This is a genomic window from Streptomyces sp. SM11 (assembly GCF_002910905.1).
Classification (GTDB): Bacteria; Actinomycetota; Actinomycetes; order Streptomycetales; family Streptomycetaceae; genus Streptomyces.
Map to the genome: position 1 here is coordinate 1 of NZ_NEUE01000267.1, position 21,335 is coordinate 21,335.

Genomic DNA, 21,335 nt, shown 5'->3' on the forward strand with positions numbered 1-21,335 from the left:
GTGGCCGCGGAACGCGGACCGGGTACGGGACGGGGGGTCGGCGCGGTGCGGCCGGCGGCCGGAGTGACGCGGGGACCCTGGGCGCTCTCGGGAATCTGAGGCTCCTCGGAGATCAGAGGCATGAAGGTGGTCTGTGGCGGACGCCGATGTCGTCGGCGTCGGTAAAGGGCGCGTGTGCGCGATCAGAATTCGAAGCCGAGCTGGCCCCCGCTTTCGAGTGCGGCCGCCTCGGCGGAAAAACGGACCTTCTTCAGGTGCTGCCACCGGGGCAGCGCGTCCAGATACGCCCAGGAGAGGCGGTGATGGGCCGTGGGCCCCCGCTCCTCCAGCGCGGCCCGGTGCACGGGCGAGGGATACCCCGCGTTGGCACCGAAGGCAAAGTCGGTGTAGTCGTCGGACGCGGCGCCCAGCTCGGCCATCATCCGGTCACGGTGCACCTTGGCGATCACCGAGGCCGCCGCGACCGCGATACAGGACTGGTCGCCCTTGATCACGGTACGGACCTTCCAGGGAGCGCCCAGATAGTCGTGCTTGCCGTCGAGGATCACCGCGTCGGGCCGTACCGGCAACCCGTCCAGGGCCCGCACGGCGGCGAGCCGCAGGGCTGCGGTCATTCCGAGGTCGTCGATCTCCTGCGGCGAGGCGTCGCCCAGTGCGTGGGCGGTGACCCAGCTCTCCAGTACGGGAGCGAGTTCGGCACGCCGCCGGGGGGTCAACAGCTTGGAATCGGTGAGGCCTTCGGGCGGGCGGCGGAGGCCGGTGACCGCGGCACACACGGTGACGGGTCCGGCCCACGCACCGCGTCCGACCTCATCGACACCGGCGACGGTCCTGGCACCGGTGGTAGCGCGAAGCGAGCGCTCGACGGTGTGCGTGGGAGGTTCGTACGGCATGGCGCCAGCCAGCGTACGCCGAGAGCCACGGCAGCAACACCCCGGGGCTCCGTACATCCCGCGAATCAACCACCGGAGGCAGGTTCGAGACCCCCGCGGGCCCCTGAATCCGCGGGCTCAGCAGGGCCGTCGGCTCGGAGGGGCCATGCTGAGTGGGCCAGTCGGCTCAGTACGGGTCGTAGCCGTCCGGCTCGTATCCGTCGTGGGAGCCGCCCCTGCCCACGCCGTAGCAGTCGCGGCCGTCGCCCTTCGCCGGGCGCTTCTCCAGGATCTCCTTCGCCCGCGCCTCTCCCCAGCTGGTCGCGTACCAGGGGGTGTCGGCGTGGAGGACCTCGTTCTGGATGATCCGCAGCGCACAGGAGCGTTCCGGTTCGGGCAGCCGGTCCAGGGCCGCTACGGCGTCGGCGGACAGGTCCTTGACGTAGTCGATGTCGATGGCGGTCGACTTGCCGTCCTCGAAGCGCTGGACGTTCTGCTCGGCGACCAGTCCGTCCGGCGAGAGCAGCCCGAAGGCCAGGACCCCGGCGGCCGCACTCACCGCGATGGCCCGCGGCAGGAACCGGGCCCCGAAGACCCCGGCCGCCAGGATCAGGACCAGCACCACCCCGAGCCAGAGCTCCATCGCGGCCACGGATATCCGGAGCCTGGTCAGACCGTACTCGTCGACGTACAGGTCCATGCGGCGCAGCGCGGAGGCGACCACGACGAGGGTGAGCACGCACAGGGTGCCGAGGACGGCACGCACCAGCGTCCGGTCCCGGGTGCCGCCACGCGGCGCCCAGCGCAGCGCCAGGGCGATCACGAGGAGGGTGAGCAGGGTGGCCCACAGCAGCTGCCAGAAGCCCTGGCGGGCGTACTCGGCGTGATCGAGCCCGGTCTCCGCCCGCACCTTGTCGTAGCCCCCGAGGAGAACGACGAGCTGGAGGGTGATGAACGCGGCGAAGAGCAGGTTGAGCACGATCAGCGGTAGGGCCCACTCGGCCCGTCCCCGGGGTTTGCCGGGCCCGACGGTGAGCCCGTCCCAGCGCACCGGGGCCGCTGCGGCGTACGCGGCGGCGAGCGCGCCGGCCAGCCCGAGTGCGAACAGGAAGATCCGCCACGGTCCATCGCCGACCGAGGCGTCGGGCAGGAGACTGCCCAGCAGGTCGGCGAACGCGGCGTCCGCGCTGGCGAACAGGGTTCCGAACACCACCAGCAGCACGAGGGCCACCGCCGTGGTGCGCAGGGCGGCGCCCCAGCGCGCCCGGGAACCGTCGGCCCGTGCGCGGATCCCCCGTACACCCCAGATGATGCCGGGGACGACCGAGTCGAACAGGCCAAGCGAGCCGATCAGCACGCCCAGCCAGCTGCGGCTGCCGTGCAACGCCAGCGAGCCGAGCGCGAAGGCCGACACGACGGCGAGGAAGGTGGGCCAGCCCGCGTCCCGGAGCGCAGGCACCGCGAGCAGCGCGAGCCCTCCCACCGCCCAGGTCGCGGTCCAGGGCCGCAGCCGGCGGCCTGCCGAACGCGCGGCGAAGTACGCGGCCAGCGCGGCGGGCACCGCCACGATCAGGAGGTTCACCCCGAGCCCCTCGCCGAGGAAGAGCGCGCTCAGGACGGCGGTGGCCAGGACCGACCAGAGCACGGCGGGGCGGATCAGGGGCGGAGCGGGCGGCCGGAGCCGGGCCGTCACACCGTCGTCCTCGGCGCCGGGCGCCCCCGCGGCGTACTGCCAGGGGCTGCCCGGCCGCGCGGCACCCGTTGCCTGCACACCGCCGGCCCGCTCACCGGACGACGGCGGCTCGGACGGCGTCGACTCGGAGGACTGTGCCGTGTTCGATGCCGGTGTTCCGGCGGCTTCGGAGGCCGCCACCGGTTCCGGTGGTTCCGGTGGCCGGATCGTACCGGCTTGCCTTGACTTCTTCGGCGGTCTGGACGCCTCGGACGGCTGATCGGACATTGGGACCCCTCCCCCACCGGGTCCACGCGCGGCCCGGGGCCGAACGCGTGTCCCGGCGTCTCATTCGGCGCACGCCCTCAAGATCAACCAGGGACGGCGTGAGCGAAAGGGTAATCCCGAACTCGCGTTCGTAAACGCTTCACGGGCACGCGGAGTGCCCCTGTGGCAGGACCGTGACAGACGACCGCCGCCCGGGAGCGAGGGGCGGCGGTCAGGGGTCAGCGAAGGGGCCTGACCGGGTCAACGCAGGTACGGGGTCAGCCACGCCGGAGGTCCCTCCGTCTGTACCAGCCAGTCGGCAGGCGGCGCTCCGGCCTCCCCCGAGGCGACGACACCGCCGACGATGGCGCACGTCGTGTCGACGTCGCCTCCCGCCTGGGCCGTGACCCAGAACGCCTCCTCGTAGTCCCCGAGGCTTCTGGCGGCCGACCAGAGTGCGAACGGCACGGTGTCGTGGGCACTGGTGCGGCGGCCGTTGCCGAGGACCGCGGCGACCGTCCCGGCGTCCCGGTAGTCCAGCATGTCGCGGGCCCGGCGCAGCCCCGCGCCGACGGCGCTGCGGGGCACGAGCGCGATGACGCCGTCGAGGAGGTCCTCGGGGCCCGGCGGTCCGCCTGGGGCGGCGGCGAGCGACGCGGCGGCGGCGACGGCCATCGCACCGACGACGGCCTCGCGGTGCTGATGCGTGGTGTACGAGGAGATCTCCGCCTGATGCGTGGCCTGCTCCGGATCGTCCGCGTACCAGGCGCCGAGCGGGGCGATACGCATCGCCGAACCGTTGCCCCAGGAGCCCTGGCCCTGGAAGAGCGCCGAGGACAGTTCCCGCCAGTCGCCGCCCTCCCGTACGAGCCTGAGGAGCCGGTTGACGGCGGGGCCGTAGCCCCGGTCGAAGTCGTGGTGCTCGGCGAAGGAGCGGGCGAGCGCGTCCTGGTCGATGCGGCCGTGCGCGGTGAGCACGGCCAGGACCGAGCAGGCCATCTCGGTGTCGTCGGTCCACTGCCAGGGCCCGGGCGGCAGGGCCCGCTGTTTCAGCAGGGGGTAGTTGGCCGGAACGAAGTACTGGGAGCCCAGGGCGTCTCCCACGGACAGCCCACGCAGGCTGGCCAGGGCGCGTTCGAAGCGCCGCTCGGAAGCAGAATCAGCGGTCATCGCCCTGCCACTCTATCCGGTGCGGCCGTAGGGCTCAGGAGTCCGCCAGCGCTGGAAGGGCCGGTCGAGGGTGTAGCGGCCGTTCTCGCCCAGCAGCAGGGTCCGCGTCTCGCCGTTGCCCGGGTTGGACAGCGACTCGAACTCCGCGACCGACCAGTGGAACCAGCGCATGCAGAACAGCCGCATCGTCAGTCCGTGGGTGACCAGCAGGACGTTCTCCGGGTGGTCCGGCTCCTCGAAGCTCCGGTGCAGGCTCTCCAGGAACGCCCCGACCCGGTCGTAGACGTCGGCGCCGGACTCGCCCTGGGCGAACCGGTAGAAGAAGTGCCCGTACGCGTCCCGGTAGGCCTTCTGCAGCCGTACGTCGTCACGGTCCTGCCAGTTGCCCCAGTCCTGCTCGCGCAGCCGGGGCTCCTCGCGGACCCGGACGCGTGCCGGGTCGATGCCGAAGGACCGGAACGTCTCGTGGGTGCGGCGGTACGGCGAGATGTAGACGCTCACCCGTTCCCCGCCGAACTGCTCGCGCAGTCCCTCCCCGGTCTCCCGGGCCTGCCGCAGACCTGTGTCGGTGAGCCGGAGCGCGTGGTCGGGCTCCCGCTCGTACACCGTGTCGTCGGCGTTGCCCTCGGACTCGCCGTGCCGGACAAGGACAATGCGCTGCGGTCGTGCCATGTCCCGAGCCTAAGGGCTTGCACGAGTGGTCGGGGCTGTGCGCGGCGCGCGGGCGCGGGTCACACCGTCCAGGACGGTTCCAGCTCCACGACGTCTCCCGTCAGCGCGATCACGTCCGTCTCGGTCTGCGCGCGGGCCGCCAGCCGCTCGGCCCCCGCCGCACGGTACTTGCCGCGCTCGGCGCTCGACTTCCACAGGGACAGCGCGAGGAACTCGTTGCCTGGCGCCTCGCCGAACACGCCACGCAGCATGCCGGGAGATCCGGCCATGGCGGGATTCCACACCTGCTTCTGCATCAGCACGAAGTGCTCGGCGCGCTCCTCGTGCACCCGGCTGTGCGCGACCCTGACCACGTCCGCCTCCGCGAAGTGGGGCTCGAATCCCGTCTTCACGTCGAAGCGGCGCTCGAAAAGCGTGACCTGCATATCGCGGAACATGCCCGACTGCCCGGCCGCCAGCCGGTCGTGCCCCCGGGCCATGAAGGAGTCGTAGAAGACGCGGTTCTCCCAGAAAGCGAAGACATGGGCGACGTCGGGGCGCGTTCGGCTCCACCCACCGCTCTGTCCTCTGAACCCCGGCTCGCCGAGCAGCCCCGCCCACTTCCGCTGTCCCCGTTCGAAACCATGACGGTCCACCACGGAACAGCGAATCCACTTCACCAACACCGCGCCATCGTACGGCGCGGAACGTGGCACGCGTCACGGTCCCGGGGAGTGCGCCCCGGCCGGTCGTTCCGCTCGCACGACGATCGTCATGGCGACGCTGCACGTCCATCCCCTGTTCGGTCGGGCTCGCGTCCGCCCGGCGCGTCCTCGCCTCGGGGGCCGGAAGGAGGACCTCGCCACCGTGGCCGCCCTCGCCGGGATCGAATGCCCCGAACGTCTGGTCGTGTCCATCGGGTTCGGGGTCGACACCCATCACGGGGTGAGCCACGGTCCGGTCCTGGAGAACTTCGCGGCGCTGGAGCGCGCGGGCGCGTATCAGGGGCGTTCTCCGTACCCCGTACGACCCGGGAGGGAGCACTGCTCCTCGACGCGGTCGCCCAAGCACAGGAGCAGACGCCCGCCGCGCGGGATTCCCCACTGAGGCACGAGTGGGGGCGCGGCCGGCGGATGGCCCGAATCCGCCGTCCGTGACCGGGGCAGTTGGTTCCGCGGCCGGTTCCGTACATGATCGGGTGAATCGTGTATCGGGTGATGAGAACGGTCCATGGGCCGTCGGCCGGGAGGGAAGCCCCTTGAGCACTTCGAACAAGGACATCGAGAAGGTCGAAGTACGGGTCAAATGGGATCCCAGCCCGCACGGGACGGCCCCCAACGACCTCGACATCATCGCGGCGACCTACCCGGCCGACGAGCCGTACGGCGCCCCCGCCTACCTGGTGCACTTCGACAGCCGCTCGCCGGACGGCACCATCACGCTGAACCGCGACAGCCGCACCGGCCAGGGTTTCGGCTTCGACGAGGTCATGACCATCGAGCTGGACCGGCTGGCGGAGAGGTACGGGCGGGTGGTGGTCGGTGTCGCCATCCAGCAGCGCGACGGCCACAAGACCTTCGGCGCCGTAGAGAGCACGGCGATGGAGATCGGCGAGGGTTACACGATCCTGGCCGAGAACGACTTCTCCGGCGTGGCGTGGGCGACCGCGGCGGTGATCGGGGAGTTCGTCCGCGAGGGCGCGGGGCCCTGGGGGTTCCGGTCGACGGTGCGCGGCTTCGACGGCGGCCCCGACGCCTTCACCGCGGTGATGGGAAGCCGGGCCCCGGAGGCGTGACATCGGCCATTTCCGGACAACCTGGTACGGGGGTCGGTGACCTGCCGAAGGGGACCGGCCGATGACCGGTCCCCTTCGTGAGCCGTACGTCAGCTACGGATGCGGGCTACGTCGCACGGGGCGTCCGACGTGGTTCCGCGTGTCCTCAGCTGCAGCCGCTCGTCGAGCCGCAGCCCTCGCAGATGTAGCAGGAGCCGGCGCGCTGCATCTTCGTACCGCAGGAGAAGCAGAGCGGGGCGTCGGCGCTGATGCCGAGCTGCATCTCGACCAGCTCGGCCGAGGTGTGCGCCGTCTTCGGCGCGGGCTTCACGGCGGGCTCCTGGGGAGCCGCCACCACCTTCAGGGGCTCGGCGTGGACCGGGGCCGGCCCGTCCGCGTCCAGGCCGTCCGACTCGAACGACGGCTCGTAGCTGCCGGTGTCCAGGTGCCGCTGACGCTCCTCGGCGGAGTGGATGCCGAGGGCCGAGCGGGTCTCGAAGGGCAGGAAGTCGAGCGCCAGGCGACGGAAGATGTAGTCGACGATCGACTGCGCCATCCGCACGTCCGGGTCGTCCGTCATACCGGCCGGCTCGAAGCGCATGTTGGTGAACTTCGAGACGTACGTCTCCAGCGGGACGCCGTACTGCAGACCGACCGAGACGGCGATGGAGAAGGCGTCCATCATGCCCGCTAGGGTCGAGCCCTGCTTGGACATCTTCAGGAAGACCTCGCCGAGACCGTCGTCCGGGTAGGAGTTGGCGGTCATGTAACCCTCGGCGCCGCCCACCGTGAAGGAGGTGGTGATGCCGGGACGGCCCTTGGGGAGGCGCTTGCGGACCGGGCGGTACTCGACGACCTTCTCGACCGCCGTACGGATGGTCTCCTCGGCCTTCGCGGTGACCTCTTCCTTCTCCTTGTCCTTGGTCTTGGCGGAGAGGGGCTGGCCGACCTTGCAGTTGTCGCGGTAGATCGCGAGCGCCTTGACGCCCAGCTTCCACGCCTCGAAGTAGACCTCTTCGACGTCCTCGACGGTGGCCGTCTCGGGCAGGTTCACCGTCTTGGAGAGCGCGCCGGAGATCCACGGCTGGATGGCCGCCATCATCCGGACGTGGCCCATCGCGGAGATGGAACGCTCGCCCATCGCGCAGTCGAAGACGCTGTAGTGCTCGGTCTTCAGACCGGGGGCGTCGACCACGTTGCCGTGGTCGGCGATGTGGGCGACGATCGCCTCGATCTGCTCCGGCTGGTAACCGAGACGGCGCAGTGCCTGCGGCACCGTGCCGTTGACGATCTGCATCGAGCCGCCGCCGACCAGCTTCTTGAACTTGACCAGGGCGAGGTCGGGCTCCAGACCGGTGGTGTCGCAGGACATCGCGAGACCGATGGTGCCGGTGGGCGCGATGACCGAGGCCTGCGCGTTACGGAAACCGTTCTTCGCGCCGAGCCGGATCACGTCCTGCCAGGCCTCCGTCGCGGCGGCCCAGACCGGCGAGTCGAGGTCGTCGACGTGGACGGCCTTGGCGTTGGCGTCGGAGTGCTGCTTCATGACGCGCTGGTGCGGATCGGCGTTGCGGGCGTAACCGTCGTACGGGCCGACGACCGCGGCCAGTTCGGCGGAGCGCCGGTAGGAGGTGCCGGTCATCAGCGAGGTGATGGCGCCGGCCAGGGCGCGGCCGCCCTCGCTGTCGTACGCGTGACCGGTCGCCATCAGCAGGGCGCCGAGGTTGGCGTAGCCGATGCCCAGCTGACGGTAGGCGCGGGTGTTCTCGCCGATCTTCTGCGTCGGGAAGTCCGCGAAGCAGATCGAGATGTCCATCGCGGTGATGACCAGCTCGACGACCTTGGCGAAGCGCTCGGACTCGAAGGACTGGTGGCCCAGGCCGTCGTCCTTGAGGAACTTCATCAGGTTCAGCGAGGCGAGGTTGCACGAGGTGTTGTCCAGGTGCATGTACTCGCTGCACGGGTTCGAGCCGTTGATCCGGCCGGACTCCGGGCAGGTGTGCCAGGCGTTGATGGTGTCGTCGTACTGGATGCCCGGGTCGGCGCAGGCCCAGGCGGCCTCGGCCATCTTGCGGAAGAGGGACTTGGCCTCGACCTCTTCGATGACGTCGCCGGTCATCCGGGCGCGCAGCCCGAACTTGCCGCCCGCCTCGACGGCCTTCATGAACTCGTCGTTCACCCGGACCGAGTTGTTGGCGTTCTGGTACTGGACGGACGTGATGTCGTCGCCGCCCAGGTCCATGTCGAAGCCCGCGTCGCGCAGGGCGCGGATCTTCTCCTCCTCCTTGACCTTGGTCTCGATGAAGTTCTCGATGTCGGGGTGGTCGACGTCGAGGATGACCATCTTGGCCGCGCGGCGGGTGGCGCCGCCCGACTTGATCGTTCCGGCGGACGCGTCGGCGCCGCGCATGAAGGAGACCGGGCCCGAGGCGTTGCCGCCGGAGGAGAGGAGCTCCTTGGAGGAGCGGATACGGGAGAGGTTCAGGCCGGCGCCGGAGCCGCCCTTGAAGATCATGCCCTCTTCCTTGTACCAGTCGAGGATCGACTCCATGGAGTCGTCGACGGCCAGGATGAAGCAGGCGGAGACCTGCTGCGGCTGGGGCGTGCCGACGTTGAACCAGACCGGGGAGTTGAAGCTGAAGACCTGGTGCAGGAGGGCGTACGCCAGCTCGTGCTCGAAGATCTCCGCGTCCGCGGGAGAGGCGAAGTAGCTGTTCTCCTCACCGGCCTTACGGTACGTCTTCACGATCCGGTCGATCAGCTGCTTGAGGCCGGTCTCGCGCTGCGGCGTACCGACGGCCCCGCGGAAGTACTTGCTGGTGACGATGTTGACCGCGTTCACCGACCAGAAGTCGGGGAACTCGACGCCACGCTGCTCGAAGTTGATCGAGCCGTCGCGCCAGTTGGTCATGACGACGTCACGGCGCTCCCACGCCACCTCGTCGTACGGGTGCACGCCGGGGTTGGTGTGGATACGCTCGATACGCAGACCCTTGCTCGCCTTGGCGCCCTTGGTGCGGGAACCTCGTGCCGGGCCGCTCGCCGTCTCTGTCATGCCGCCTCCCATATGTGGGCGAAAACGCCCTGAAGTGCCCAGATCTTCCCAGGCACACTGTGTGTCCGATGCTCCGGAAGCCGTACTCGGCAGCCGGAAGCACATCTCATTTCGCCCTGCCGCCGGTCCGCAGAGATACGTCTGCGGGCACGGGCGTCCCAGGCGGGTACCGCTCAGTCGGCGGCGATGGCGGGCGCGGGGACCTCAAGGGTCTCTCCGCTCCCGCAGTCCTCTGCGGAAGGCCGCTGCGCGCGCAGTTCCACGATGGCGGCCTCGAAGTCTTCCAGGGAATCGAACGCCCGGTACACGGACGCGAAGCGCAGGTACGCGACGAGGTCGAGTTCCTGCAGCGGGCCGAGGATGGCCAGTCCCACGTCGTGGGTGGTCAGCTCGGCGCTGCCGGTGGCGCGCACCGCCTCCTCGACCCGCTGGCCGAGCTTGGCGAGGGCGTCCTCCGTGACGGGTCGCCCCTGGCATGCCTTGCGGACGCCGGAGATGACCTTGGTGCGACTGAAGGGCTCGGTCACGCCGCTGCGCTTGACCACCATCAGCGAGCAGGTCTCCACCGTGGTGAACCGGCGGGAACAGTCGGGGCACTGCCGGCGGCGACGGATCGACGTCCCGTCGTCGGTGGTGCGACTGTCGACGACCCTGCTGTCGGGGTGCCTGCAGAAGGGGCAGTGCATGGCTCCCAACCCTCCTTCACACGCACGACTGAATAGCCTCTTCAGGGCCCTTCTCGGGCCCCTGGAAGCAGTTCCCAGCATAGGCGATGGCCACGGCGCGATTGAACCGAGACCACAACTTCTGGGTGACTGGAGCGATCCAACCACTAGATCTAGGGTTGAGTCGCGTTTTCGGCCCTATCGCGTGTCGCGCGCCGGACCTCGGTCGGAGGCCGTTCGGGGGAGCGTGGGCCAGGAAAGAGAGTACGGGAAACGCGGGGCCGCCGAGCCGCCGGGGCTCCGGCGCACGGGGCCGGATGAAAGACTCGGGCCGGGACCGCGGCAGGACCTCCGCGGAGGCCTCGCACGACCCCCACCCCGCCGCTCATACACCTGTCGGCAGCACCACGGCACCCCTTTATTCGTTTTTCACTCGAACGTGTGTTTGGCGCAACCTTTCGAAAGCTACTACCGTTGTCCAGCTAGGGAGAACATTCGAGAGGGGCCGACGTGACCACCACCGCAGACAGTGCCACCATCACCGCCCGGGACCATCGCTCCCAGAGCCGACTTGAGCCGGTGCATGCCATGAATGAGCCAGTCCCGAACACGGACGGGTCCGAGCCCGCACGCCCGGGACGTTCCATGCCCGGCAGGCCTCCCGGTATCCGGGCGGACAGCTCGGGCCTCACCGACCGGCAACGGCGGGTCATCGAGGTCATCCGGGACTCCGTGCAGCGGCGCGGATACCCGCCCTCCATGCGGGAGATCGGTCAGGCGGTGGGCCTGTCCAGCACATCGTCCGTCGCCCATCAGCTGATGGCGCTGGAGCGCAAGGGCTTCCTCCGCCGGGACCCGCACCGGCCCCGCGCCTACGAGGTGCGCGGATCGGACCAGCCCAGCACCCAGGCGACCGACACGACGGGCAAGCCCGCCGCGTCCTATGTGCCGCTGGTGGGCCGGATCGCCGCCGGTGGCCCGATCCTCGCGGAGGAGTCCGTCGAGGATGTCTTCCCGCTCCCCCGCCAGCTCGTCGGTGACGGTGAGCTGTTCGTCCTGAAGGTCGTCGGCGACTCGATGATCGAGGCCGCGATCTGTGACGGCGACTGGGTCACCGTCCGCCGCCAGCCCGTCGCGGAGAACGGGGACATCGTCGCCGCCATGCTCGACGGCGAGGCGACGGTCAAGCGCTTCCGCCGGGAGGACGGTCACGTATGGCTGCTCCCGCACAACGCCGCGTACCAGCCGATCCCCGGCGACGAGGCGACCATCCTGGGCAAGGTGGTGGCGGTGCTGCGTCGGGTCTGAGGACGTCGGATCCGAGAAAAGCGTCGGTCACGGCTGTCCGCCCCGGGGTCTCTGCCTAGGACGTCGATCATGACGTCGGTCCCGGGGCTTTGCCTTGCCCGGCCTGATCGGCCGGGCAGCCCTCCTAGGCCTCGTCGCCCTTCGCTCGGGCGTCGATGGCGGCCAGGGAGCGGCGTGCCTGGTTCCGGTCCGTCGTGTACCAGAAGTCCGGCAGCGAGGCGCGCAGGTAGCTTCCGTACCGCGCGTTGGCGAGCCTCGGGTCCAGTACGGCGACGACGCCCTTGTCGCCCGTGGCGCGGACCAGCCGGCCCGCGCCCTGGGCCATCAGCAGAGCGGCGTGCGTCGCCGCCACCGCCATGAAGCCGTTGCCGCCCGCCTCCTCGACCGCCTTCTGCCGTGCGCTCATGAGCGGATCGTCGGGCCGGGGGAACGGGATCCGGTCCATGACCACCAGCTGACAGCTCGGCCCCGGGACATCGACGCCCTGCCAGAGCGACAGGGTGCCGAAGAGGCAGGTCTCCGGGTCGGCCGCGAAGTTCTTGATCAGCTCGCCGAGCGTCTCCTCGCCCTGGAGCAGGATCGGCCTGTCCATGCGGCCCCGGAGCTCCTCGGCCGCCGCCTTGGCTCCCCGCATCGAGGAGAACAGCCCCAGCGTGCGGCCGCCGGCCGCCTCCACCAGCTCGGCGAGCTCGTCCAGCATGTCCGTACGCGATCCCTCGCGACCCGGGGTGTTCAGATGCCGGGCGACATAGAGGATGCCCTGCTTCGGATAGTCGAACGGGGAGCCGACGTCCAGCCCCTTCCACTGCGGGACGTCCTCGCCCGCCGTGCCCTCGGGGGCCAGCCCGAGCGACGCCCCCACCCCGTTGAAGTCGCCGCCGAGCTTCAGGGTGGCCGAGGTCAGCACCACGGACCGCTCGGCGAAGAGCTTCTCGCGCAGCAGCCCGGAGACGGAGAGCGGGGCCACCCGGACGGAGGCTCCGAACCGGTCGTGCTGCTCGTACCAGACGACGTCGTACTCGGAACCCTGGGTGATCCGCTCGGCGACGCCGTGGATCGTCTCGACCGAAGCCAGGGCCTGCTTGCGTACGGCGTTCTCGTCCTCGACCGACTTGTCCCGGGTGGCGCCGATCGCGGAGATCACCGTGCGCGCCGCGTCACGCAGCGCCATCAGCGCGTACCCGAGGTCCTCGGGCACCTCCTCCAGCCGTCCCGGGAGCGCCAGCTCCATGACCCGCTCGAACCCCTCGGCGGCGGTCTGGAGCGCGTCGGCGGCCTTCTCGTTGACCAGCTTCGCAGCACGGCGGACAGCGCGGTTGACCTGGGCGGGGGTGAGCTCGCCGGTGGCGACACCGGTGACCCGTGAGACCAGCTCATGGGCCTCGTCGACGATCAGTACCTCGTGCGAGGGCAGCACCGGCGCGCCCTCGATGGCGTCGATCGCGAGCAGGGCGTGATTGGTGACGACCACGTCCGCGAGCTTGGCGCGCTCGCGGGCCGCCTCCGCGAAGCACTCCGCGCCGTACGCGCACTTCGTCGCGCCCAGGCACTCGCGCGAGGAGACCGAGATCTGCGCCCAGGCCCGGTCCGAGACGCCGGGGGTCAGATCGTCCCGGTCGCCCGTCTCCGTCTCGTCCGACCAGTCCCGCAGCCGCAGCAGGTCCTGTCCCAGCTTGCTGGACGGGGCGGCCGCCTCGAACTGGTCGAACAGCCCCTCCTCCTCGTCCTGCGGAACCCCTTCGTGGAGCCGGTGCAGACAGAGGTAGTTCGACCGGCCCTTGAGCATGGCGAACTGCGGGCGCCGACGCAGCAGCGGATGCAGGGACTCGACCGTACGCGGCAGGTCCCGCTCCACGAGCTGGCGCTGGAGGGCGAGGGTGGCCGTGGCCACGACGACCCGCTCCCCGTGCGCCAGGGCCGGCACCAGATAGCCGAGCGACTTGCCCGTACCGGTGCCGGCCTGGACGAGCAGGTGGGATTGGTCGTCGACGGCCTCGGCGACGGCCTCGGCCATGGTGACCTGGCCGGGCCTTTCCGTACCGCCGACGGCGGTGACGGCGGCGTGCAGGAGTTCGGGGAGGGATGGCTTCGTCATAGCCCGACCACCCTACGGCGCACCACTGACAACGGCGATCACTCCCGGACGCGGGCGGAGGGGTGCAACGGGTTGGGAACCGTGCCGTGGATCGCCGCGTGCGGGCGGCTGGCACGGTCCCGGTAGCCGTCGACGAGCAGGCGGTTGCGGTTCAGACAGAGGCGCTCGATTTCCGGGGTGAGCATGTTGAACAGCTCGAACCGCTCCTTCAGCTCCGGAAAGCGGGCGTGGTGGCGGACGATCTCCGCCCGGACGAGTGACCAGAAAGTGTCCTCGGAGACCCCGAGCTGCTCCTCGCACAGGGGGGACAGATAGCGGAAGACACCGACGAAGAGTCCGGAGTGGATGAACTGGGTGAGGAAGGACGGCTCCTCGGTGAGGAGGACGGCGCGGACCTCGTCGGGCATGGTGGCGTGCTCCGGCAGCGGGTGGGCGCTGACGTTGACGTCATCGACGAAGTCCTTGATGGCCAGCCGTACGGGCACGTCGTTCTCGTCGAACACGACGATGGCGTTCTCGCCGTGCGGGGAGAAGACGGTGCCGTAGCGGTAGAGGAAGTGCAGCAGGGGCGGCAGCAGGGCGGCGAAGAGCCGCTTGAGCCAGGTGTCCGGGGACAGCCCGGAGCGCGCGACCAGCTCGGCGGTGAACGCGCGGCCCGCCGGATCCGTATGGAGGAGGGAGGCGAGCGTACGGGCGCGTTCGCCCGGGCCGAGGCGGGGCGGCAGGGGCTCCCGCCAGATCGCACCGAGGATCTCCTTGAACTGGTAGGGCGCTTCGGGGAGGTGGTCGTACAGCGGATGCTCGACGGCGACGGAGGCGACCTCACCGAGGAGGACGACCCGGCAGGTGTCGCGCAGGAACGGGTCGCCCGCGCACAGCCCCTGGACCCAGGCGGTGACGGCGGGGGCGGCGAGGGTCCGCTCGGTCGGCAGGCCGCGCCAGACCAGGGTGTTGAGGATGGAGAGCGGGAGCTTCACGGTGTGCCGCTCGGGCCGTTCCACGTTGGCGAACGTGCGGATGGACTGCTGCGGGAGGCGGGCGTCCCCGTCGGTGTGCAGGGCCACGATGTCGCCGTCGGCGATGGCCGGGGCGAAGAGCGGCACGATCCACTCGTCCCACTGCCAGGGGTGCACGGGGAGGTAGAGGTAGTCCCGCGGGTCGTGTCCCCGGGCCCGCAGCACCTCGCCGAAGGTGTCCCGGACGCTCGGGTCGAGCTCACCGGCGTACAACTGGTCGGGGGTGGTGAGGCGGCCCACGCCCCGGTACTGCGCGATGCGGTTACTGACCGCGATCCACGGCAGCCGGAGCGGGCTGCGGGTCTCGGGGGTGAAGCGGGCGGCGTCGGCGGCGGAGAAGCCGAGCCGGCCCTTGCTCGCCACCAGCCAGGGGTGACCGGTCTGATGGCCTTCCAGCTCCGCGTAGTCCAGTGCGGCGAGCCGGTCCGCGGTGAGCGCGGTGTGGTCGATCCGGGCGTCGGCGGAGAGGGTCAGGGTCAGCTCGCGGATGAGATGGCCGAGGGTGGTGCCGTCGAGGCCGAGAAGGCCCCGGACCCGGGTGAGGAACGTCAGCGGATCGCGGAACGGCCGGGTCCCGGGGTTCGGTGAACCGTTGGACTGTATGTCGGCGGGCACCGGGGCCGGTGAGCCGTTGGCGTGGGCGGCCGGGGGCCGCGCGGTCACCTCGATCGAGTCGGGGTCGACGCGCCAGCTGCCGTAGACGCCGCGCCGGGCGGTGAAGGAGAGCACTCCCCCGTCGTCGAGGGTCAGTCGGTGGCGTCCGCCCGTCCCGGGCCCCGGGACGGGCTCGATGAGCTTCTCGTAGGCGAACTCGCCGAGCATCTTGGCGAGGAGCCGTGCTGCGGCCCGGTCCCAGATCTGCCGGTTCAGCTCCGGAGGGCTGAACAGCTGCGGGGACTCGGCTGAATCACGGCTCGCGGGATATGTCGGCACGGGGACTCCTCCGAATGGAACCTATGAGGTTCGAGCGGTGCGGAAAGTGCGGCGAGTAAGTCACAGCTGGGCTCGGTACGTTCGGTCGCGGATCATCAGCGCGGCGCGTTTGCCGGGGAGATCCACTTCGGCGGAGAAGCGGAAGCCGGCGCTGAGGAACGCGGATACGGATGGGGTGTTGCGCAGGTCCGGCTCAGCGACGACCCGTCCGCACCGCGGAAGGTTGTCCAGGACGAGGTCGGCGACGGCGCGGAGCAGGGTGGTGCCCACGCCCCGGCCCCGGTTGTTCACGCCCCCGATGAGGAGGTGGACACCGGTGTCGTGGAGGCGGGCCGGGTAGTGGCGGGCCAGGGGGTCGAGGTCGGCGCGGTAGATCTCCCAGTAGCTCATGGGCGTGCCGTCGAGCACACCGAGGCAGGGGATGCTGCGTCCGTCCCCTTCGAGCTGGGGCCCGAGGTGGTCGGCGGTGACGGACTCCGGTCCGGCGAGCTCCCAGAAGGCCGCCACGGCGGGGTCGTTCATCCAACGGCTGAGGAGGGCGAGATCGCGCTCCGGCCGGACGGGCAGGAGGCCGAATTCCCCCGCGGCCGTGGTCGCGGGCTGCCAGACCCCCGGGTCACCCAGCAGCTCATGGGGAACCCGGTTCCGGGCCTGGGCGGCCCCGGCGTTCCGCTCGGCGTTCCGCTCGGCGGCGATCAGGGCGAGGAGCTCCTCGGTGAGCTTCAGGTCGAGAGTGTCCTCGGCGCCGGTGCTCCCGCCGTCGGGTGCAGCGCCGGGTTCCGCTGAGGCGTCGGCGGGAGGCACGGTGGCGCTCTCCTCTCTGGACCGGGTGCGGTCGGTGGGCTGCTCCGGAGCGGGTGCGCTCGGAGTCTGCCTGGTGCGGATGCTCAGCTGTGCAGCGGGTTGGCGATGGTGACGTACACGGACTGGGTGTCGACCGGTCCGACCAGCTCGTCGAGGCCGTGCAGCCGGGTCAGCAGGTTGGCCTTGCAGCGCAGTTGGCGGTTCTCCAGGAGATACGCGGGCAGGGGCGAGCCCAGTTCCGCGGTCTCGGTGAGGAATTGGCGCAGGACGGTGAGGAGTTCCTGTTCGTCGGCCAGGCGCTGGGCCCCGAACGCCCCGATGAGTCCGAGAACGTTGTTGATGCCGAGGTAGTAGGCGAACCGCTCGTCGGTGACCGGGTCGGAGACGAAGGTGTCGCTGACGGCGCCGATGCCGGGGAGCCGCTGTTCCAGTTCGGCGCGGCGGGAGTCGCGGAAGTAGTAGCCCTGGTTGTCGCGGTAGCGGCCGCCGACGGGCCAGCCGTCCGGGTCGAGGAGGACGAGGGTGTTCTGCTGGTGGGCTTCGAGGGCGACTCCGCCGTGCGCGTCGAGCCAGAGCACGGGGCGCACGACGTGGTGCAGATAGCGCCGGAACCATTCGGCGGAGACGGCGGTGGTGCTGCGGCCGGTGCGGGCGGCCAGGTGGGAGACGGCCTCGGCGAGCCGGGAGCGCATGCCGGGCCGGCCGGGCCGGGGGCGCTGCGCGGTGAGTCCCGCGATGCAGGCGGCGTCGTCGCCCGGGCCGAAGGGGTTGTGGCGGAGCATCACGTCGAGCCCCGTGACGGGGGCGCCCTCGGGGTCGTCGACGGCGAGCCAGGCGGGGTCCCGGACGATGTCGAAGCCGGGGTGCTCCCGCTGCCAGCGCTCGGCGAGACCGGTCGAAAGGAGGCGGTGGACCTCGACGCCCCGGTGCAGCTCCTTGCGGAGGTTCTCCCGGCGGGAGTTGGTGATGCGTACGCCGAGGGAGAGCTTGAGCATCACCCGCGCGCCGGGCCGGTGCACGGTCCGGATGGAGGAGGTGGGGTGCCAGTGCTCGCCGTGCGGGCCGAGGTCGTGGAGCAGGCCGGTGTCGGCGAGGGCCCGGACCTGGGGGCGGTGGAGCAGATCGGCTGCCTGCCAGGGGTGCACGGGGACGGCGACGGTGCCGGGGGGCAGCGTCAGCCCTTCGGCGTGCGGGGCGAGCAGTTCGTCGGCGGTGGCCGGACCGCCCTCGGTCCAGGCGGAGTCGGTGGCGATCAGCGACCGGTCGACGGCGAACCAGTGGAGCGGGAAGGAGCCGTGGAGCTCCGGCGAATAGCGGCGGGACTCCGATTCGGTGAGGCCTTCGCGGCTCTTGGGCGTGGGGTGGAGGGGGTGGCCGAGCAGCAGGGACTGTTCGGCGGTGAGGAAGAGGTCGGCCCCGGCGGGGTCCGCCGGGCTGCGCCGCCGCTGCTCGATGAAGCCGGCGGTGTGGCGTACGGAGTCGGCGACCCGGGCGACCAGATCGCCCGCGCCGCTCTCACCGCCCTCGCGGCCGATGAGGACGGCGACGGTGGCGGCGTCGGCGGGCGGGCCGTCGGCGGGAGCGTTCTCCAGGACGGCTGCGCCGAAGCGGTGGGTCCCGGTGGCGGACCAGTAGAGCACGCGGACAAGAAGGGCGGTGCCGCTGGCGGGAAAGGCGATGCGCAGGATGTCGCCGTCAGGGCGGGGCAGGTCGCTCTCCCGTGTCCAGCAGCGCAGGAGGTTCTCTGTACCCGCCGCGTCAGCGGCCCGCAGCGGGTCCGGATCGTCGAGCGGGTCGGGCCCCCGGCCCTGGCCCGCCGGCGTCTCGGGTCCCGAATCCGGTCCGTACGCAGGGGGGGTCGGGTCGCCGTGGTGCACGGATTTCTGGCGGGGCACGGTCGTCGCCTCGACCCTGCCGGGGGCGGCCGGTCCGTCCTGCCCTCGGTGCTGGGGGATACCGGGGCCGTCGGCCTCGGACGCGGGGGTGGGGTTCACGGCGTTCTTCCTTGTGGGGATTCCGGGATCAGGTGGTCGGCCCGGCGGTGGTCCGACGGCGCGGGGAGCGTGTCGCGGCTGCCAGCGCGTCGGCGAGACGGTCGACGACGGCACTCGCCTGCTCGTCGGTGAGGGTGAGGGGTGGCAGGAGGCGGACCACGGCGTCGTGCCGGCCGCCCAGTTCGACGATGAGGCCGCGGCGCAGACATTCCTGCTGGACGGCGAGGGCGAGGGCCGGGTCGGGCGGCGGGGCCGGGGTGTGGTCGCCGGCTTCGGCGGGCAGGGGCGCGCGCTCGGGATCCACCAGCTCCAGGCCGATCATCAGTCCCCGCCCCCGTACGTCACCGATTCCCGGGTGGTGCGCCCGCAACTCCGTCAGGCGGGCGAGCATCCGGGCCCCCAGGACCGCCGCGCGGTCCGCCAGTTGGTTCTCCCTGACGTACGCGAGCGTGGCCGCGCCCGCCGCCATGGCGAGCTGGTTGCCACGAAACGTACCCGCGTGCGCGCCCGGCTGCCAAAGGTCCAGTTCAGCGCGGTAGACGATCACGGCCAGCGGCAGGGAACCGCCGATCGCCTTGGAGAGGACCATGACGTCGGGCACGATGCCGCTGTGCTCGACGGCCCAGAAGGCGCCGGTCCTGCCGACCCCGGTCTGCACCTCGTCGACGATGAGCGGAATGGAGCGGTCCGCGGTGATGCCGCGCATACGGCGCAGCCAGACGTCCGGGGCGGGGTTGACACCGCCCTCACCCTGGACCGGCTCCACGATCATCCCGGCCGGGGCCGGCACTCCGCCCTTGCGGTCGTCCAGGAGGTGTTCGGTCCAGCGGGCGGTGAGCGCGGCCCCACGCTCACCGCCGGTCCCGAACGGGCAGCGGTAGTCCTGCGGGAAGGGCAGCCGGGTCACCCGCACGTCGGTCGCGCCGCCGGAGGCTTCCAGGGCTCCGGCGGTCATTCCGTGGTAAGCGCCGGTGAAGGTCAGCAGGCCGGTACGGCCGGTCGCGGCCCGGACCAGTTTGAACGCGGCCTCGACGGCGTCCGTGCCGGCGGGGCCGCAGAACTGGATGCGGGCGTTGTCGGCGAACTCCCGCGGCAGCGTGGCGAACAGCTCGGTGGTGAAGGCGTCCTTGACCGGGGTGGCGAGGTCCAGCACGTGCAGGGGCGCGCCGGAGTCGATGACCTTCCGGATGGCTTCGAGCACGACGGGGTGATTGTGCCCGAGCGCCAGAGTGCCGGCGCCCGACAGGCAGTCGAGGTAGCGGCGTCCGTCCGCGCCCTCGATGGTGAGTCCGCGGGCGCGTACCGGGACGATCGGCAGGGACCGCGCGTAGGTGCGGGCAGCCGATTCGCGCAGGGCCTGCCGACGGAGGATGCCTTCGTGTGCGGAGGGCGGCGCCACCGGTGCGGGTTCGGTCACGGACACGGCTCTTGATCCTCCTGCGGTAACAGTTGCGTTGCACGTCGGTACGTTTTCGCGCGGACGCACCGAGGGCGTGAACGCTGTCCTGGTGTCCCCCGTACGTAACGACGCCGTCCGCGATGGATCACGGGTGAATCGGAACATCGTCGCGGCGACGGAACCGCGGACCTGCCGCGCACCGTCACCATCGGCACCGGCATAGTGGGGGCCGCACAGCGGCGCGGAAGCACCTGCTCCCGGCGCCCGGAGTGTCCGCAACGCAGTACGAGTACCGAGTGACGAAGTCCCAGGGGGATCACGAGATGCGACCCATTCGCCCGACCGATACCGCACGGCGCGGGAGGCGCGCGCGGCGCATGCCCTCCACCGCGCTCGCCGCGACCGCCGTCGCCGCCGTGCTGGCGCTCACCGCCACCGCGTGCGGCCCGGAGGAGGACAACGCGGGCTCCACGCCCAGCGCCTCGGCCGACCAGTCGTCCGACGGCAAGGTCACCCTTCCGGACGACCTCAAGAACCGTCTCAAGGAGCACGGGATCGACCCCGACAAGTGGCGGGACGGGGAGTGGAAGAACTGGGACAAGGACAAGTGGCTGCGTGAGGCCAAGGACTTCGTCAACCCGATCATCGACGGTCTGTGGGACCCGGACCGGATGCGGGAGGCCGACAAGCCCCCGGAGAACCCGGTCGACAACGACATCTCGGGCGACGACGGCGTGACGGACCCGACGCCGTCCCCGGTGCGGGCCGCCGGAGTCGCGACGCCGTATCACGACAACGCCCCGGAGTCCGGGAAGCTGCTCTTCGACGGCCCGCAGGGCTCGATGGTCTGTTCCGCGACCGTGGTGAAGGACCCGGCGAACCCGGGCAGGTCCAACATGGTGTGGACGGCCGGGCACTGTGTGCACGCGGGCAAGAAGGGCGGCTGGTACCGCAACATCGCCTTCGTCCCGGCGTACAACAACGACGGCCTGTCGCTGGACCAGCTGGAGACCGCGCCCAAGGAGAAGATCGCTCCCTACGGTGTGTGGTGGGGCCAGTGGGCCCAGACCTCCGAGCAGTGGATCGCCGAGGGCGCCGCGGTCGGCGGCCAGGGTGCCCCGTACGACTTCGCGGTGCTGCACGTGACGCCGGAGAAGGGCGCCGGCGGCAAGTCGCTGGAGGAGACGGTCGGTTCGGCGCTGCCGGTGGAGTTCAACGCTCCCGCCGTGCCGGAGATCACCGGCATGACGGCCACGGGCTACCCGGCCGCACCGCCGTACGACGGTCAGAAGCTGCTCCAATGCCAGGACAAGCCGGGCCGGCTGTCCGTCGCCAAGGACCAGCCCACGATGTACCGCATCGGCTGCACGATGACCGGTGGCTCCTCCGGCGGCGGCTGGGTCGCGGCGGGCCGGGACGGCAAGCCCGCTCTGGTCTCGAACACCTCGATCGGCCCGGTCACGGCGGGCTGGCTGGCCGGTCCGCGGCTCGGCAAGGAGGCCGAGGGCATCTACCGCGCGGTCAGTGAGAAGTACGCGGGTCAGTAGGTCCCGGTAGCGGGACTCTCCGCACGGTCACCACGCGCGGCCCCCGGCACGGCAGTCGCCGGCCGGGGGCCGCGCGTGACCGGCGGCGGACCCCGGAGTTCAGCATGACAAGA

General features: G+C 71.1%; 15 protein-coding genes and 1 pseudogene. 4 read left to right on the forward strand and 12 right to left on the reverse strand.

Features of this window, described 5'->3' with window-relative positions; translation table 11 throughout:
* Window positions 1-182: 182 nt before the first annotated feature.
* The 5 genes from B9S58_RS29055 to B9S58_RS29075 all read right to left on the reverse strand — a co-directional run bounded on the left by B9S58_RS29055 (window position 183) and on the right by B9S58_RS29075 (window position 5,318).
* On the reverse strand, window positions 183-893 hold the full coding sequence (locus B9S58_RS29055; RefSeq protein WP_103534947.1) for a ribonuclease HII: 711 nt from the start codon (window positions 891-893) through the stop codon (window positions 183-185).
* 166 nt (window positions 894-1,059) lie between these two features.
* Window positions 1,060-2,832, reverse strand: coding sequence for a DUF4153 domain-containing protein (locus B9S58_RS29060; RefSeq protein WP_103534948.1), 1,773 nt, complete (start codon window positions 2,830-2,832; stop codon window positions 1,060-1,062).
* A 240-nt stretch (window positions 2,833-3,072) separates the two neighbouring features.
* The gene (locus tag B9S58_RS29065) at window positions 3,073-3,981 is read right to left on the reverse strand and encodes an ADP-ribosylglycohydrolase family protein (protein ID WP_103534949.1); all 909 of its coding nucleotides are present in this window, start codon (window positions 3,979-3,981) and stop codon (window positions 3,073-3,075) included.
* Window positions 3,982-3,993: 12 nt separating this feature from the next.
* Window positions 3,994-4,653 (reverse strand): histidine phosphatase family protein, encoded by a 660-nt coding sequence (locus B9S58_RS29070; protein ID WP_103534950.1) that lies wholly within the window; start codon window positions 4,651-4,653, stop codon window positions 3,994-3,996.
* Window positions 4,654-4,712: 59 nt separating this feature from the next.
* Window positions 4,713-5,318 (reverse strand): YdbC family protein, encoded by a 606-nt coding sequence (locus B9S58_RS29075; protein ID WP_181009501.1) that lies wholly within the window; start codon window positions 5,316-5,318, stop codon window positions 4,713-4,715.
* Window positions 5,319-5,469: 151 nt separating this feature from the next.
* Between B9S58_RS29075 and B9S58_RS29080 the strand changes: the two are divergent.
* A pseudogene (locus B9S58_RS29080) lies at window positions 5,470-5,717 on the forward strand (hypothetical protein); the annotation flags it as partial.
* Between the two features lie 173 nt (window positions 5,718-5,890).
* A complete protein-coding gene (locus B9S58_RS29085; protein WP_103534952.1) occupies window positions 5,891-6,427 on the forward strand; it encodes a TerD family protein in 537 nt (178 codons plus the stop codon).
* A gap of 145 nt (window positions 6,428-6,572) precedes the next feature.
* On the opposite strand, the gene B9S58_RS29090 is transcribed toward B9S58_RS29085, so the two are convergent.
* Window positions 6,573-9,461, reverse strand: a complete 2,889-nt coding sequence (locus tag B9S58_RS29090) for a vitamin B12-dependent ribonucleotide reductase (RefSeq protein WP_103534953.1) — start codon at window positions 9,459-9,461, stop codon at window positions 6,573-6,575.
* Between the two features lie 173 nt (window positions 9,462-9,634).
* Window positions 9,635-10,147 (reverse strand): transcriptional regulator NrdR, encoded by a 513-nt coding sequence (gene nrdR, locus B9S58_RS29095; protein WP_030577138.1) that lies wholly within the window; start codon window positions 10,145-10,147, stop codon window positions 9,635-9,637.
* A gap of 489 nt (window positions 10,148-10,636) precedes the next feature.
* Between nrdR and lexA the strand changes: the two genes are divergently transcribed.
* Window positions 10,637-11,434, forward strand: coding sequence for a transcriptional repressor LexA (gene lexA, locus B9S58_RS29100; RefSeq protein ID WP_103534954.1), 798 nt, complete (start codon window positions 10,637-10,639; stop codon window positions 11,432-11,434).
* A gap of 124 nt (window positions 11,435-11,558) precedes the next feature.
* Here lexA and B9S58_RS29105 read toward each other — a convergent pair whose 3' ends face one another.
* The 5 genes from B9S58_RS29105 to B9S58_RS29125 form a co-directional block, all read right to left on the reverse strand.
* Window positions 11,559-13,529 (reverse strand): ATP-dependent DNA helicase, encoded by a 1,971-nt coding sequence (locus B9S58_RS29105; protein ID WP_103534955.1) that lies wholly within the window; start codon window positions 13,527-13,529, stop codon window positions 11,559-11,561.
* Window positions 13,530-13,567: 38 nt separating this feature from the next.
* The gene (locus B9S58_RS29110; RefSeq protein ID WP_103534956.1) at window positions 13,568-15,478 is read right to left on the reverse strand and encodes an IucA/IucC family siderophore biosynthesis protein; all 1,911 of its coding nucleotides are present in this window, start codon (window positions 15,476-15,478) and stop codon (window positions 13,568-13,570) included.
* 60 nt (window positions 15,479-15,538) lie between these two features.
* Window positions 15,539-16,282, reverse strand: coding sequence for a GNAT family N-acetyltransferase (locus tag B9S58_RS29115; protein WP_103534957.1), 744 nt, complete (start codon window positions 16,280-16,282; stop codon window positions 15,539-15,541).
* Window positions 16,283-16,365: 83 nt separating this feature from the next.
* Entirely contained in the window at window positions 16,366-18,276 is a 1,911-nt protein-coding gene (locus B9S58_RS29120; protein ID WP_103534958.1) for an IucA/IucC family siderophore biosynthesis protein, read from the reverse strand.
* A gap of 28 nt (window positions 18,277-18,304) precedes the next feature.
* Window positions 18,305-19,699 (reverse strand): diaminobutyrate--2-oxoglutarate transaminase family protein, encoded by a 1,395-nt coding sequence (locus B9S58_RS29125; RefSeq protein ID WP_103534959.1) that lies wholly within the window; start codon window positions 19,697-19,699, stop codon window positions 18,305-18,307.
* A gap of 353 nt (window positions 19,700-20,052) precedes the next feature.
* Here B9S58_RS29125 and B9S58_RS29130 point away from each other — a divergent pair, with 353 nt between their 5' ends.
* Window positions 20,053-21,222: a serine protease gene (locus B9S58_RS29130; protein ID WP_103534960.1), complete on the forward strand. Its 1,170-nt coding sequence runs from the start codon at window positions 20,053-20,055 to the stop codon at window positions 21,220-21,222.
* Window positions 21,223-21,335: the final 113 nt, after the last annotated feature.